Here is a 15,449-nt window from a genome sequence, read left to right as displayed (position 1 = left end):
TGCTTCAGGGATAAAAAAGGCTGATCAGCCGTCTATGCCTCAGAATGCTTTCGTGTTATCTTTCGTATCCGTTCACCCCTTTATACGGGATAATCGTCCATTCAACTTGCCGCATTCGGCATTCCATTACCTTACAACGCTTTGTCGTCGACTCCATCGAGCCAAGCTTCGATATCGCCAATGACGGAGGAAACGCATCCGTCCTGGAACGGGGAAATCAATCCGGCCAACTCGACCAGACCTGTAAAGGAACGGCTGCCGCCAGCTCGGCACAAGGTCAGGTAATCCGCCCATGCAGAAGCCATATCCTCGTTGCTGCGCTTCCAGAATTGGAACGCGCAAATTTGCGCAAGCGTGTAATCGATGTAATAGAACGGCGAGGCGAAAATATGGCCCTGCTTATGCCAGAATCCGCCGCGCTCCAAGTATTCGTTATCCTTGTAATTGATATGCGGAAGGTACGTTTTCTCGATATTGCGCCACGCCTGTTTGCGCTCGGCAGGCGTAGCGTCCGGGTTCGCATACACGAAATGCTGGAACTCATCCACAGCTACGCCATACGGAATGAACAGCAGCGCGGAGGACAAGTGGTCGAACTTGTATTTGTCCGTATCTTCCTTGAAAAACGATTCCATCCACGGATAGGTGAAAAACTCCATGCTCATGGAATGGATTTCTGCGGATTCATAGGTTGGCCAGTTGTATTCCGGCACTTCGAAGTTGCGGCTCTCATATACCTGGAAGGCATGGCCCGCTTCATGGGTCAACACGTCGATATCGCCCGATGTACCATTAAAGTTGGAGAAAATGAACGGCACTTTGTAGTCATTCAGGAACGTGCAGTAGCCGCCGCCTTGTTTGCCTTTTTTGCTGACCAGGTCCATCAGTTCGTTCTCGGTCATCATTTCGAAAAATCCACCCGTTTCCGGCGACAGCTCGTTGTACATTTTTTTGCCGTTTTCGATAATCCAGTCCGGGTCGCCTTTCGGCGTCGGATTGCCTGTAGGGAAGCTGAATCCCTGATCGTAGAAATACAACGTATCCACGCCGATCCGGCTGCGCTGGCGCTCTCTCAGCTTGGAAGCCACCGGCACGATGTAATCGCGGACCTGGGCTCTGAAATTCGCGACCATGTCGGCATTGTAATCCGTACGGTTCATGCGGTCATATCCCATCTCGACGTACGAAGGATATCCGAGCTTTTTGGCGATCTGCGTCCGCACCTTGACCAACTCGTCATAGATGCGGTCGAATTCGGATTCATGCTCGGCCATGAAAGCATAGCGGGCTGCCGAAGCGCGTTCGCGCATGGAGCGGTCCGTCGACAATTCGAACGGAAGCAGCTGCGGAAGCGTGCGCTCTTCGCCTTCGAACGGAATTTTCGCCGACGCGATCAATTGGTTGTATTCGGTCGAAAGCTTGTTTTCCTTCTGCAGGTCTTCAATGACTTCCGGGCTGAACGTTTTGAGCGAAAGCTCGGCCAAGCGGAACAATTGCGTGCCCCACTTCTCTTCCAGCTTGCTGCGGAACTTGGAATTCACCAATGCGCGGTAAAAATCGGTTACATACTCCTGAATGATCGGTGCGCTATCATCCAGAAAATCCTGCTCGGCTTTGTAGAACTCATCATTGGTGTCAATGGAGTGACGGATGTAAACAAGCTGTGCCTGCGTCTCGAAATCGCTGCGCAATGCATTGATTCGATCCATGTAGCCGCTCTGTTCTTCGAAAGATTCCGATTGTTCAAACCCTTTCAACAGTTCCCGAAAGGACTCTTTGATCTGCTCGAGATCGGGACGTGTATACGTATATTCACTGAATTTCATTATGTACACCCTTTCCAAATGGGAATATTTCGGGCAAACCCCGAGTGACTCCCCCTATTATACAAAAGAGAAACCTAAAAATCCCATCTTTACGAAAAATATTTATCCAAAGGTCAAATCTTCGGACATGCAGGGTGATTTCTTTTACGCTTTCATGTCAGATTCATCGATAGACCCGCACTTTTCGCATAGCAAACAAGCCACCCTCGCATGAATCGCGAAGCCGGCTTTATAAGCTTGTCCCTGTTTCAACTTTTCAAACAGATAACACTAGTGTTTCTCCTTGTCGACCATCTGGAAGAACCAGCCCATACCAGCCATGCCCACGACCATAATGGCAACCAAAAAAATGATGTAACCCATGAATGACCCTCCTTGCATCCGTTTATTCAACATACATAGTATCAGTTTACACGGGGAAACGACATCTGGCTTAACCGAACATTGACAAAAATGCGACATCTGCAATTTTATTAAAAATCAGACGGAAAATCCGCTGCAAAAATGCGGTAGACCGTGATGTATCTTTCCCTTTTCGCAGGAATTCTACCCTGTTTTCAAGCAAATCGGCATCATGCGCGAATTTCCATACGGTCCGTGAACGGTGTATACTGGATGTCTGGATCGGGGAAATGGCCATTTCCTCATCCCCGAACTTATATACGAATGATTTTATCAGAAAGGTGAATGCAATGTCGATTCGCTTATCACTGCGCCAATGTTGTTTTGCAATGCTGCTTTCCATGACGGTGATCCTTTTGTCGGCCTGCGCCGACGGCGAGGCTCATTTGAACGTCAATCTGGACGGTTCCTCCGACCTGACCCTGAAGCTTGGGGTAACCGACTCCGCGCTTGGAAAGATCGGACAGGACAATTTGCTGCCCCTGCTCGGAGATGCACTGAAACGGAACGGTTTCACCACCGAAGTCACTACCGAGAAGGAACGCAGCCAGTTAACGGCCAAGGCCCACTACGAGAGCAAAGGCTCGACCGACTTTGACCTGTCGAACCTGCCTGCCGGAATTCAGATTGACTATTCCGTAACGCCCGGCTTCTTCTTTAACAGCTATCATATCTCCGCGGTTGCTGACCCCATGGAATCCATGCCAGACGGAGAAATCAAGGATCAGATCAGCAAAGTGCCCGAATTTCTGAGAAAGCTATTGCTGAAAGACGTCAACTTCGATTTCAAGTTAACCCTGCCGATCAAAGCCAAGGATTCCAATGCCGATGAAGTCGAAGATCGGGGCAAGACACTGGTCTGGCACGTCGATCCCCTTGGAACGAATACACTGGACATGACCGTGCAGGTCCCGAACATCCGCAATATCATCATCATCACCGCCATCGGCTTGGCTCTGATCGCAGGACTGCTCACGTGGTGGCTGGTTCGACGCAAACGAAACAAGGGCCGGCATCAAAGCTAGGTTAACCGAAAAATGCAAGAGAATGACAGCATTCGATTTGCGACTTGCCAAACGTTGTAAGGAATAGTAGAATACACCCGTACTGTGTGAACGGTCAATCGATGAAGGAATCGTTAAAAAGAGGTGAACCTTTTTCATGAACATCCGGGAATGCCCATTGCCTGGCATTGGAGTAAAGTATCAATTCTCCACCAAAAGCGGCAACCAGCTGGTCATCATCAAACATGAAGACGGACGACGCGAATTGTTTGCAGTCGATCCGGACGACCAGGACGAGCTTACTCTCATCGCGGAATTGGAGGACGACGAATGCGTAACGCTCTCCGGGCTTATCGGAGGCTGGTCCTAAATCCACGATGATCGCATCCTGAGAGATGCTGCCGGACAATGTCCCTTTATCCAAACGATATGCAAGATCCGTTGGGCAATGCAGCCCGTATGCGGCGCTAATCCTGACTTCCAAACCGTCATTCTGCATGCCGGACTGACCACGCAAAAACCAAGCCGATCTCCTCAGCGATCGGCTTGGTTTTTGATTGCGCAGATATGCATATGTGCCTTAAAGCTGTTCTGCATCTATGTCATACATCCCGCCGGGTTTGGGAAGCATTTCTTCCTCAGACGGACGTTTCAAGGACTGGTCTTCCGCAACAAGGATATGGAGTTCGGGTGCATGCGACTCCAATTTTTGCTTTTGCTCAGGCAAAGCAGCTTGCCGTCGATCTGCTTCAGATTCCTTCGCACCTATTGAAACGGATTCCGTTTCGCAGTGGTCGTCGGACCTTCGCTCCAATTCCAGCGTGAATTGAAATTCGGCTCCTTTGTTGGTTTCGCTCTGCACGCCGATGGCGCCGCCCATCAATTCCACCAGCTTTTTGCTGATCGCAAGCCCGAGTCCGGTTCCTCCGTATTTCCGGTTAATGGCCGGATCCAGCTGCGAAAAGGATTGGAACAACTGGTGCTGTTTGTCCAGCGGAATGCCGATGCCCGTGTCCTTGACCTTAAAGACAAGCCGTGCCTTGCTTCCATCCGAGCCATTACCATGCAGATCTACGCTCACTTGAATGTTACCTCGATCCGTAAATTTGACGGCATTGCCGAGCAGGTTGATCAGCACTTGTTTAATGCGCGTCTCGTCACCGAACATGGCATCCGGAACGTCCTCCCCGATCTCATAACCGATGGCGACTTTCTTTTCGGCCGCCTTGGGAGTGAACAGATTCACGACGCCCCGAAGCATCGCTCGAATGTCGACAACGTCGTGGATCAGCTCCATCCGACCTGCCTCGATTTTGCTGAAATCAAGAATTTCGTTAAGAATGTGCAGCAAAGATTCCCCGCTCTGGATCATAATATCCACATAGCCTTGCTGCTCCTCATTCATTTCCGTGTCTTTCAATAGATGGGCCATGCCCATAATTCCGTTAAGCGGTGTTCGAAGCTCATGGCTCATCACGGCCAGGAACTCCGATTTAGCCCGGTCTGCATGCTCGGCCGCTTCCTTGGCGCGAATAATCTCGTTCACCGACGTCATGTCGCGAAAAACGAGCACGCCTCCGCGAACTTTTCCTTGGTCCATAATCGGCTTCAACTGGAATTCGGCCAGGAAACTGGACCCGTCCTGCCTCCAAAATATCGCCTCCGACCGAGGCAGGCTCCGGCCGTTCTTCACGGCCTGCAAGATCGGGTTGGAGCGTGACGAATACGGAATGCCCGCGCTTTGCATCTGCAGCATAATTTCCTCAAGCGGTCTGCCGTTCAGCGTTGAGGGGCAAAATTCCATCATTTGAACCGCGGCCGGATTCGCAAAAATCAAATGCCCATCCTGATCCAGGCCGATGACCCCTTCAGACATCGCATTCAGGATCAACGCCCGTTCATAGCTCAAATTTTCGATTTCTTCCACATACCGCTTGGATTCGGTAATGTCACTGGTAATGCCGTATACGCCGACCACCCTGTTTTCCATCACAATCGGCAAGTTGATCACGCTCGCTTCAATCCGGTGGCCATCCTTGTGAATCAAGCCGATTTCATAGCGCTGGGCCTTTCCCTTTACGGTCTCTTCAAAATGGTATTTCGTCTTGTCCAGGTCAGCGGGATCGATCAGTTGTTCGAAAGAGCTCATCAATAATTCCTCGCGGGTATGGCCTGTCAACTGTTCCTGCCCCATATTGGCTTTGAGCAGTTTGCCATCCAAGTCCAATGAGGCGACGCCAAGCGGATTGCAGTCGAACAAGGACCGATATTCTTCCAGACTGAGCTGTTGTTGTTTGCTCGCCGTAATATCCCGAGTCACCGCTATAATTTCCTTCAGCTCCCCGTTTGAACCGTAGACGTAATGGGTGATGGTCTCCGCCCAAATACAGCTTCCGCTTTTTCGGACAAGGCGATACGTAATCCGTTCGGGAACCAGGCCTTGAATTTGCGCATTAAGATACGTTTGCACAAGCGATATATCCTCCGGATGAATGCAGAACATGCCGGGCATGCCCACCATCTCTTCAGGTTCATATCCGAGCATATGCCGACAGGCTGGCGATACGTATTTGAAGGTCCGCTGTGCATCGGCTTGATGAATGGCAATGAGGTCTGGCGAAACCTCCGTGAGCATACGGGAGATTCGACCGCTCTCTTCCAGCTGCCCACGTTGTTCGCACATTCGCTTCTCCGCCTCCTTCTGCTTGGTGATATCTACAGCCTGCACAAGCAAATAGAGCGGTTTGCCGGATGTTTCATCTTTGACGATGCAGGCACGAACCGTCGCCCATACCAAGCTTCCGTTTTTTCGGATCAATCGCAGTTCCGTTTCAAACATTTGCGTGAGTCCGTTCGCCATGTCCCAGCATTCGCAGCGAAAGCGCTCCATGTCGACATCTTCAGAAAACAACAGATCAGTAACCGGAGTATCCGTCAACTCCGCTTCCTCATATCCAAGCATTTGACAGAATGCGGGATTCAATTGAAGCCACAGTCCATTCACATGTGATGCCACAGCAATGCCGATGGGTGCATGCGTATATAACTGCTCAAAGAGCGAACGGTTTTCGCTAATCGAATTCGACATTGCTCATCCCCCTTCTTTCCGAATCGGTTTTTCCGTAATCAACTGTCAGGATCAAACATAACATCATCTATAGAATATTATATTTCGATTCGTCTGCGTACGCCTACGTTCGTTTTCCCTTAATCAAAGCCTTTATACGGTTTCGATTTTAGCATTTTCATTCGCAAGCATTCACCTGTATTCGCAGAGATCGTGATTTATTTGTGATTTTTTTAAACGTATTTATATCACCTGAACCAAATAGAAGGAGTTCTAAATAATGAGTATGACCTTGGACAACAAAGTGCCTCACGGCGCGCATCTGTAAATGTACAACAAAACCCACCGCAGGCGGTCAATCTTTAGCGGTGGGTTTTGCGTTTGCCACGTCGTTCCTGTTCCCTCTTTTCTTCCAGATAAGCTTCTCGGAATTCCGGCAGGATCATCCGGAATGATTCAATAATTCCATTACCTATTAATTTTTTACCCATCGATTTGTGCTCCCTAATATTCGGTCCAGTAACTCAAGTCATTTCCACGCTCCGGCGACGGTGCCTTTGGAAGCTTCGGCTTCTCGGTCTCACGTTCCCAGCCCTCCACTATGATGATTTTGGCCGCCCGACTTCTTTTCCCACGTTATGTAATTCGCAGCAACTAGACCGTCCAGAGCTGCCATAATATCGACCTTGCTCCTTCCAGTCTTTACGGTCAGCTCCTGAAGCGTGGGGAATCTTCGCCGCACGTTGCTGTAGTTATACAAGATTCTCAACACTTTCCGTTCATAATCGTTCAGCATTCCGTTGCCTCCCCTATCCTGTTGTCTGGATAGGATGCCATGCCAGCAGCCCCGATTCACGGAAAGTACGCGACTGGCCAGATAATAAATCGTCCGCCTTGATGAGCCCGGATCGGATGCTTTTGACTTGGATGTGTCTCTTCGTAATTTTGCCCGATTGGTCCTGATAATTGATTTCAACCAACCACCCTAAGTATTTAACTGGCATGTTCATCCCTCCAATAAACAGAACGTTTGTTTGTTTTTAATTATTGTATGCGAATATACGTTCATTATTTAGCAGAAAAAATACCCAATCATATTGTCCCTTTCTGGTGAAATAGCAAAATCCCCTTCCAGTCGACGACGTTAAGATCATCTTATCGTTGTCCCTTTTCGTATGTCTACATGAAGGGGATAATACCAAGTTCTGAAATTCTCTTTTTTGCTCAATTTTCTTATTGATTGCCACTATCCCTAACTACTGATCGCCTTAAAATGTTTCGAAAAAATTGGACCACGCATCAATCATTAAACGCCCCAAGTACGGCTTACAATAACAAGCAGAATAAAGAGAACCAGAATGACACCAACACTGGTAAACATTCCTCCACCGCCGTAACTGACCTCACTCATTACTGTCGTCCCTTTCAAATAAGATAATATAGTGTATGGAGGAATACTTACCGCTGATAGGGACAGAAACTAGGGGAGAGACAACCATTTTTAACCTTTAATTTATTCCTCATTCCCTGTGCTACCCTTATATCGATGTGAATGAGGAATTCTACCGTTTACTGTTGTGTAACCCTCAAAATCGTGATAATGTCCACCAGTCGGTAAGGGGATTGCCGGTCCTGTTCTTCCTCGAACATAATGAATATGCTGGTCATTAAATGAAGTTTCCACATTGTAGTAATGGACATGGGGAACACCGCTGGGGGCAGGGTCTGTGGTTCCTGCGTAATGATGAAAGTGTCCGACATCAAACGAAGTATCCCCCGAAATCGGGTGAACATGAAGCCTAACCGGTTGTCCATCCCATGAAGTAATAAGGAGACTATGGGCATGTTCAGAGCCAGAACCTTCAGAACGAAGCAGTAATCCTGTGATTGGTATTTCCAGTATATTTCCCTCCCTAGAATTAATCTTGTATGTTTTGTTTGATCAAACCGTTATGTTAGAACAATATTTCCCTCTTGTTTACCTTCTCTCCGGATAACGACCGTTCAAACATATCCAGAATAAACAAAAACCTTTCAGCTTCCCGAAATACATGATCTGCCAATAGAGGATGGATGATGCTTTTTATCCGGCATTCTTCGATTAAATCTCGGGCTGTCTTCTTAAAATCCCGTAATGACCTCACAGAAACCCGGTTCTCATCTACAAACTGACTCAATAATGGAATTGTCTGGGATTGAGGCCGCATTGAGCTTAAATCAATCGCTTGATACAAAAGGGTATCAAATTCATGACTAAACTCTCTAGCTTGCTCAACAAGCTTCCTTTCTGAAGGATCTAAAAGGTGGCCTATAAACTTTGCATGGTCAGCCATTATTTTGAGGAAGAAAACATTCTCATCAATAATAGCATCATGTATAGGTTCAAGCCTTCCGGAATTCAGTTCCTCCAATCGGTTTCTAAAATAGTTGGCTTCCCGGCTGATATGATCAACAAGCAAAGGGAAATTATTCTGTCCTGGCAGCTGGCACTGCAAGATCAGGCCCAAAACCTTTCTTTTAAAAGCCCAAATATGAGCCGCTGCATTGTGTACCTCTACATTAAATTCCCTAATGATTTGAGGATCTGTGTTTACAGAAAACGAATTGGCTCTCCCCTCGATATCTTCAAAAATGGCTTGGTATTGGTTGGCTTCGTTAATCAGTTGTGTATCTTCACTTCTAAAACCTAATCGAAGGAAAAATGAATGTTCCTTCATGATACGTGACCAGAATCGAATTTCGTCTAATGATCGTTCTACAAATACGTCTGGCAAATATATCACTCCTTATCAATGACTAAAGAACCACATTATACGCAGAATATATGACCTACGCTTGGTCCAATATGCTGAAGGGTGTGCTTTTTAGTTGTTTTATGCGTAATTTATTGATTTAGTAAACGCTAATCATCGCAAAAGTCCCAGTATGTTAATCGTGCCCTTACACTTAGGATCAGTTTTTTAAACACAAAAAACGTCAATCATTTTTTAGATTAACGTTTTCAAAAAAATTATTTTTAAAGCTGAATGGCAGCCCTCAAGTTTTACTGAACTTAAGTTGAATGATCTTAAGCCTGAAACATCGACGGAAACTGTTGGACAATTCCACTTGTCATCAAATCAGCCATATCCAAAGCCTGTTGTTCAATGAAACGACTTGTATTAACATTCCTCACGTAATCTTTCGCAATGCGACTTACAACCTCTTCAGTAAGGAGACGTAAATGCTCATACATCATTTTTTGCCATTCCAGTTTAGACCAATATGGATTAATTTGTGCCAGAAAAGCTGCAATCGCATCTGCATTGGCATACCACCGTTTCTGGGCATCTTCTGCTGCTGCACTGCTACCCGACTTTAAGTCAGTAACAAGCTCTGCGGCAATCGTTAAATGTTCTCTGAGCAGTTTTTCAAATTGACTGGCAATAGCAGTCCCATAAATCGGTGCAAGCACCATTGCAAAATCACTTGGATTTTGCAGAAGTCTTGCGGTTGTCGGTTGGACGTCACCAAGTCCATCGACGATACTATTCACCGTTAATCTCGTCCAGAACACATGCTGTTCCCATAATGACCTGAGCTTCCTGTTTAAATCTACGCTGGCTGGCGTCCATTTCAAGGGATCAGCTTTTCGAAAGTCAGGATAATAGTACGTCGGAACATAATTAAACATCATCCGTCAACTCCTTTTTTACAACAATATATAGGCAACCGCCTCCATTTGTGCATTCCAATCAGATGTTTATCAAATTGTTAATCGGAACATGTTATTAGTCCATTTCGGGAATCGGAATAATTCCTATCCTTGACTCGGGACAAGAAATTACTCCTATAAAACAAAAAAAACAACCTCACTGTTAATGGCAGTGAGGTTGTTTACCGATTCTCCCGAATTTCCTTTATCTTACACTATGAATACGAATTTGTAAATTATAGGGTTTGATACCCTTTTCCTTGCGGTATGAGATCACGAGTTGCCGCCAGAATCGTAACTGCCAGTGGTGTCTGAAATGTATTCCTTGTAACATTCATAGGCCGACTTCGCCCATACGGATTTCTTTTTCGAAACGAACGAACTCCGTGTTACAAAAACGTTGTATAGCCCTAAAAACAACAAAAAGGGATATAAGTTAACACCTCCAAAAACAACAGGGTCGATTCGTGAATTTGATGTGATTGAGAACGTTATGCGAGGGATTGAAAGTTACATAGAACGTATGCGTTCACAGCGGCTAATATATATAAAAAAATTTGATGATTATCATGATAAGCATTTTGTTTTTTCTCATGTTGATGGATATCCTTTTTTCACTCAAAATATACTTAAACGAATGAAACGAATACTCAAACACACATCCATTACAAAGGATGCTACTCCTCATATTTTTCGCCATACTCATGTCAGTATGTTGGCAGAAGCTGGTGTAGATTTGAAAACAATCATGGAAAGAGTTGGGCATGATGACGTTAAAACAACTCTAAAGATCTATACACACGTTACTCGAGACATGAAGAAAAATGCTACTGAGAAAATCATGGAACATTTCTCAAGTGTTCTACAGATGTAATTTTTGCAGAGATTGTGATTTTTTCGTGATTTTAAACTTGCAATAGTCATATAAAAACCCTGTAAACACACGGTTTACACATTTATTTTTGCCTGTATGTATATTATCTATAGAGTAGTACCCCATCCCTGGCTGTCCTTAAACGAGCAGAAGGCATTTTTTTTGCATGAATCGACATTACGGGATTGAAGGAGGTTAAAGCGCATGATTCTCGTAGCCAATCGGCCCATCCATCTGGATCGGCAGGAATGGACGGATTTCCAATGGCACTGGCTTCAGAAGCTCCAAGACAGCCCCCACGTCTATGCTTATCAGTCCATGGAGCATCTTCACTTTGAATGGGACCTCAGATCCTCCCTTGTAGAAGCCGCAGAAGGCTTGAATGCCAGCGGCGCCAGCTTCTCCACGTTCGAAAATTCGCGATGTAATCCGATGTTTTGGAATCGTACCCGGCAAGGTGGTTTTGAGCTGAAACCAAACGTGACCCCTGCCGCCGGTATTCGGGATATTTGGCAGAATGGCCACTTGTACGGATTTGAATGCGCGACCGCTGCCGTTATCGTCCTTTATGGCGGGGTACTGGGCAGCATACGGGAGGACGCTTTCAATTCGCTATTTCACGATCTGCTCCTGTTCGACTGGCATTATGACAGCGACCTGCGGTTGACCGAAAAAAACGGCAAGCAGTTTGCTCTCCCCGGCGACGTATTATACTTCAAAAATCCCGATGTTTCTCCGGAAACGCCGGAGTGGCAAGGCGAAAATACCATCATGCTTCGAGAGGACTGGTATTATGGACATGGCATCGGCATCGCGTCGGGCCAAGACATCATTCACATTTTGAACCAGAACCGTGTTCCCGGCAGCAGAACCTCCGCCTATTTGATGGATATGATTATTTATCCGGATTTCCTGTACCTTTCGCGCTTTGCCAAAAGCAACCCGTCGAACAACGCCCAGGAGGCAACCACCCCGGTCTTGCCTGGGCAGCTGTACGTACGCGTGGGTAGAAGCCGTTATTTGAGAGTGTAGCATACGTGATGCAAGTTCATATTGAAAAAGACCCCCGGAAAGCAAAACGACTGCTTCCTCCGGGGGTTGATCCGTTATGCCTCGCACAATGCTCCCATTACGTTCGGGGGTCGATCTGGACGGCAACCTGCTTGCCGCTGACTTGAATGCCGGTTGCCGGGCTGCCAAACTCTGCCAATGACTTGCACAACTGCTCTGCCCATTCCTTGCCGGCGGTACCTTCCTTTCCGCCTTTCACTTGAATGACCAGTTTGACCGAATCGCCATTTTTAAGAATCCGCTCCGCCTGCGTCTGTTTTACGTCCCGGTCATGGTCCTCCATCTGCAGATTGAGCCGGATCTCTTTTACTTTGCGTTTATCCGGTGATTTCCCGGCCTTTTTCTTCTCTTGCTCAGCTTCCTGCCTGGCCGCGCCTGCTCCAATCAGCCGGCAAGGCGGGGGGCTTGTCATCAGCGACATGCAGACAAGGTCCACTTTATGCTGTTTAGCCAGTGCGAGGGCTTCCCGAGTGGATACGATGCCAAGGTCTTCTCCGTTCAGCCCGGTCAACGCCACTTCGGTTGCTTTGATTTTTTCGTTTTTGATCATGCCTGTCCAGCCTCCTTATCATTCATGAAATGAAAACAAAAGCCTGACCTGACCCTTTGAGGATCAGAGCAGGCTTAAATACGCGACAGATCGCGCTTGTACCGAATCCGATTACAGGTTGTTGAACGCTTCGGTCAGCACCGGTACGATTTGCGATTTGCGGGATACAACGCCTTTCAGCAGCGCCTTACTGTCGTTCAGCGTGACATTGTATGCTTTCTCGACAGCATGGGCGGAAGCACCGTATGCCAGGGCAACAGAATCGTTGTTCAAAATATCCGTTACGACAAATACGAACAGGTCCAGCCCTTTGCTGGAAATGATCGCCTCGATCGCAGCTTGAAGCTCAGGCTGCTTCACGAGCACGTCGTTCACGTCAACCGCATTGACTTGAGCGATTTCGACTTTGGCTTGTCCCATCGAAAATTCTTTGGCATCGAGGGAGATCAGCTCGGCAATCGTTTTTTGGCTCAGGTCTGCGCCGGCTTTCAACATATCCAGGCCGTAGCTGTCCGCATCCACGCCAGCGATGGCTGCCAGTTCGCGAGCTGCTGCAACGTCCTGCTCGGTGCAAGTCGGCGATTTGAAGAGCAGCGAGTCGGAAATGATCGCGGACAACATCAGGCCGGCGATCGGCGCGCTGATTTCCACGCCGTTTTCCTTGTAAAGCTTGTTCAGGATGGTTGCGGTGCAACCGACAGGCTCTGCACGGAAATAAAGCGGCTGGCTTGTCTCGAAATTCGCGATGCGGTGATGGTCGATGACCTCAACCACGGTAACGTCCGCAATGTCGCTAACGCTTTGCTGGCGCTCGTTGTGGTCGACGAGGATTACGTTGTTCACTTCGTTGGCAGCCGTGCTAATCAAACGCGGAGCATCCACTTTGAAGAAATCAAGCGCGTATTGCGTTTCGCCATTTACTTCTCCCAGGCGCACCGCTTCGACGTTTTGTCCCAATTTTGTTTTCAGGTCGGCATAAGCGATCGCAGAACAGATCGTATCCGTATCCGGATTTTTATGTCCGAAGATTAACGCTTTTTCCATGTTCATAGCCCTCCGTCAATGATGGTTTGTCGTTATAACCATATTCTATAAGGTATCATACCTTTACTGATTATAGCGTCAATATGAGTTCATTCCAATCCCTTTACAACGAATTCAATGCAATTCATTCTCAAATGCTCATTTTCCAAAAAAAAATGTTGGAGTAACCGTGCTAATTCACTGCTGTTTTTGTGACGTTGGCGATCCGATGGCGGTCCAATTGTTCGCCGCTGCACAGCGCACGTACAAGCTCTCTGCCGGATTCGGGCGTCATGTTCCCGTACCAATCTCCCTGCGGGTACACAATGGTCACGCAAGCATCATCGCACCGTCCGTTGCAGCGCGTTCGCGTGGTGTGGATGAATTCGCCGGCCTGCTGCTTCGCAATCTCGTCGCGCACGGCCTGGGTAACCTCTTCTCCGCCTTTACGCATGCAAGAACCGCCGTTGCACAGCAATATATGATGCTGCAGATGATCCAAATTATAAATAGCCAGTCCGTCCATCCCCTTATCCTTAAAAATCGTATGTATAAGCACGCCAGAACCGCTTCTCCGAGCGTTTCCTGCAATACTGCTGAAAAATATAACTTAGCACACCGTCACGGGTTGCGCAATTCAAATCGTGTCATCTTCAACATGGTCCACGGGTTGCCTCGGTCCTGGATCTCGGGATTTATGCCTGCATGCATAAACACGTATCCCGCTACTTCATGCATCAATGGCAGTTCGTTCCGAAAACGAAGACATGTTTCCAAATTAAAACCGGAGTCCCGTCTGGCAAGACTCCGGCCTGGTTCATCGTATTTATTCCCGCTTCGTCGGCATTATTCCTTCTTGAGGCCAAAAGCTTCGGCAATCAAGGCAAATGAGCGCAAGCGCGCTTCGAACGAATGAATGGCCGAGGCGATGATAACTTCGTCGGCTTCATGCCGTTCCGCCAGCGCTTCAATTTTCTCCTTGACTTGTTCCGGCGTGCCTATGATCGAAAAGGAGCGGCGCTGGCGAATCTGCTCCATCTCCATAGCCGTATACGGATAGCTGCGCACCGTTTCAAGCGACGGAAAGGAACGCTGCTCCAGCCCTCGTCCAAGCCGCAGGAAAAACAGTTCGTTGCTGCGCGCCAATTCGGCGGCCTCTTCTTCCGTATCCGCACAGAATGCCGCCACGGCGATCATCGAGTGGGGCTGATCTCCATGAATGGACGGTTTAAAGTGTCTCCGATAGTATTTCATGGCTTCTTCTCCGCCAGGCGTGCCGAAAAATTGGGCAAATGCATAGGACGTTCCCTGGGCAGCCGCAATTCTGGCTCCCTCGGAACTGGAACCGAGCAGCCATACCTCAGGTACGGTTGGGACGGAGGGACCTGCCACGAGCGAAGCAAAACGGTGGTCCTCCGGCAATTGCTCGTGGAAGTATCCGCCCAGATCCGCGATCTGCTGCGGGAAAAATTGTACGTTCGATGCCTTGCCTTCATTCAAAGCCCGGCTCGCAAGCGGCATGCCTCCCGGCGCGCGCCCGATGCCGAGGTCGATTCTGCCGGGGTGCAGCGCCTCCAGCAATCTGAAGTTCTCGGCCACTTTATAGGCGCTGTAATGGGGCAGCATTACCCCGCCCGATCCGACCCGGATGCGCGCCGTATGCGCGGCAACGTGCGCAATCATCACTTCCGGGCTGGAAAACGAGAGCGCTCCCCCGCCGTGATGCTCTGACATCCAGAAACGGGAATATCCGAGCTCCTCCGCATGCTTTGCAAGGGTCACCGTCTCCTGCAGCGTATCCTGTACGCTTCTTCCTTCATTAATGTGGCCGTGTTCCAATACGCTAAGCTTCATGTCGTCGATCCATCCTCTCTGTCTTTGCTCTTCCCTCCATTGTAACATTATTGATTACAGTTTCAAAATCGAAAAAAATAACGC

The 15,449-nt window shown here is 48.0% G+C and carries 18 protein-coding genes; 4 read left to right on the top strand and 14 right to left on the bottom strand.

Annotated elements, in window-relative coordinates; genetic code table 11:
* Positions 1-131 precede the first annotated feature (131 nt).
* Positions 132-1,826 (bottom strand): M3 family oligoendopeptidase, encoded by a 1,695-nt coding sequence (locus tag SNR34_RS12225; RefSeq protein ID WP_486181991.1) that lies wholly within the window; start codon positions 1,824-1,826, stop codon positions 132-134.
* A gap of 433 nt (positions 1,827-2,259) precedes the next feature.
* Positions 2,260-2,571 carry a hypothetical protein gene (locus SNR34_RS12220; RefSeq protein ID WP_486181990.1) on the bottom strand — a complete coding sequence of 104 codons (312 nt, stop codon included), beginning with the start codon at positions 2,569-2,571 and terminating at the stop codon, positions 2,260-2,262.
* Between SNR34_RS12220 and SNR34_RS12215 the strand changes: the two genes are divergently transcribed.
* Both SNR34_RS12215 and SNR34_RS12210 read left to right on the top strand, forming a co-directional pair.
* On the top strand, positions 2,570-3,253 hold the full coding sequence (locus SNR34_RS12215; RefSeq protein ID WP_486181989.1) for an LPXTG cell wall anchor domain-containing protein: 684 nt from the start codon (positions 2,570-2,572) through the stop codon (positions 3,251-3,253). The genes SNR34_RS12220 and SNR34_RS12215 overlap by 2 nt on opposite strands.
* 136 nt (positions 3,254-3,389) lie before the next feature.
* On the top strand, positions 3,390-3,602 hold the full coding sequence (locus SNR34_RS12210; protein WP_236419223.1) for a cation:proton antiporter regulatory subunit: 213 nt from the start codon (positions 3,390-3,392) through the stop codon (positions 3,600-3,602).
* Between the two features lie 210 nt (positions 3,603-3,812).
* On the opposite strand, the gene SNR34_RS12205 is transcribed toward SNR34_RS12210, so the two are convergent.
* The 8 genes from SNR34_RS12205 to SNR34_RS12170 all read right to left on the bottom strand — a co-directional run bounded on the left by SNR34_RS12205 (position 3,813) and on the right by SNR34_RS12170 (position 9,834).
* Entirely contained in the window at positions 3,813-6,320 is a 2,508-nt protein-coding gene (locus SNR34_RS12205; RefSeq protein WP_486181988.1) for a PAS domain-containing protein, read from the bottom strand.
* Between the two features lie 341 nt (positions 6,321-6,661).
* Complete coding sequence (locus tag SNR34_RS12200) at positions 6,662-6,790, bottom strand: hypothetical protein (RefSeq protein WP_486181987.1); 129 nt, start codon at positions 6,788-6,790, stop codon at positions 6,662-6,664.
* 89 nt (positions 6,791-6,879) lie between these two features.
* A complete protein-coding gene (locus tag SNR34_RS12195) occupies positions 6,880-7,095 on the bottom strand; it encodes a hypothetical protein (protein WP_486181986.1) in 216 nt (71 codons plus the stop codon).
* 13 nt (positions 7,096-7,108) lie between these two features.
* Positions 7,109-7,303 (bottom strand): hypothetical protein, encoded by a 195-nt coding sequence (locus SNR34_RS12190; RefSeq protein WP_486181985.1) that lies wholly within the window; start codon positions 7,301-7,303, stop codon positions 7,109-7,111.
* Positions 7,304-7,605: 302 nt separating this feature from the next.
* The gene (locus SNR34_RS12185; protein ID WP_486181984.1) at positions 7,606-7,710 is read right to left on the bottom strand and encodes a YjcZ family sporulation protein; all 105 of its coding nucleotides are present in this window, start codon (positions 7,708-7,710) and stop codon (positions 7,606-7,608) included.
* A 102-nt stretch (positions 7,711-7,812) separates the two neighbouring features.
* The gene (locus SNR34_RS12180; protein ID WP_486182446.1) at positions 7,813-8,199 is read right to left on the bottom strand and encodes a YmaF family protein; all 387 of its coding nucleotides are present in this window, start codon (positions 8,197-8,199) and stop codon (positions 7,813-7,815) included.
* A 55-nt stretch (positions 8,200-8,254) separates the two neighbouring features.
* Entirely contained in the window at positions 8,255-9,073 is an 819-nt protein-coding gene (locus tag SNR34_RS12175; protein ID WP_486181983.1) for a DUF2935 domain-containing protein, read from the bottom strand.
* Positions 9,074-9,366: 293 nt separating this feature from the next.
* Positions 9,367-9,834, bottom strand: coding sequence for an acetylglutamate kinase (locus SNR34_RS12170; protein ID WP_486181982.1), 468 nt, complete (start codon positions 9,832-9,834; stop codon positions 9,367-9,369).
* A 559-nt stretch (positions 9,835-10,393) separates the two neighbouring features.
* On the opposite strand from SNR34_RS12170, the gene SNR34_RS12165 reads away from it, so the two are divergent.
* Both SNR34_RS12165 and SNR34_RS12160 read left to right on the top strand, forming a co-directional pair.
* Positions 10,394-10,867, top strand: a complete 474-nt coding sequence (locus tag SNR34_RS12165) for a tyrosine-type recombinase/integrase (RefSeq protein ID WP_486181981.1) — start codon at positions 10,394-10,396, stop codon at positions 10,865-10,867.
* Between the two features lie 204 nt (positions 10,868-11,071).
* Positions 11,072-11,899: a protein-glutamine gamma-glutamyltransferase gene (locus SNR34_RS12160; RefSeq protein ID WP_236418702.1), complete on the top strand. Its 828-nt coding sequence runs from the start codon at positions 11,072-11,074 to the stop codon at positions 11,897-11,899.
* A 97-nt stretch (positions 11,900-11,996) separates the two neighbouring features.
* Here SNR34_RS12160 and infC read toward each other — a convergent pair whose 3' ends face one another.
* From infC to SNR34_RS12140, 4 genes are all read right to left on the bottom strand, one after another.
* Positions 11,997-12,488, bottom strand: a complete 492-nt coding sequence (gene infC / locus SNR34_RS12155; protein WP_343259403.1) for a translation initiation factor IF-3 — start codon at positions 12,486-12,488, stop codon at positions 11,997-11,999.
* A 111-nt stretch (positions 12,489-12,599) separates the two neighbouring features.
* On the bottom strand, positions 12,600-13,532 hold the full coding sequence (locus SNR34_RS12150) for a manganese-dependent inorganic pyrophosphatase (protein WP_236418689.1): 933 nt from the start codon (positions 13,530-13,532) through the stop codon (positions 12,600-12,602).
* 172 nt (positions 13,533-13,704) lie between these two features.
* Positions 13,705-14,028, bottom strand: coding sequence for a (2Fe-2S) ferredoxin domain-containing protein (locus SNR34_RS12145; protein WP_236419627.1), 324 nt, complete (start codon positions 14,026-14,028; stop codon positions 13,705-13,707).
* Between the two features lie 329 nt (positions 14,029-14,357).
* Positions 14,358-15,365, bottom strand: a complete 1,008-nt coding sequence (locus SNR34_RS12140; RefSeq protein WP_486181980.1) for an LLM class flavin-dependent oxidoreductase — start codon at positions 15,363-15,365, stop codon at positions 14,358-14,360.
* Between the last annotated feature and the right edge of the window lie 84 nt (positions 15,366-15,449).

The sequence above is a fragment of the Paenibacillus sp. XP01 genome, from assembly GCF_057364885.1.
Note: the sequence above shows the minus strand (reverse complement) of the source record. Positions and strands in the feature narration are given on the sequence as shown.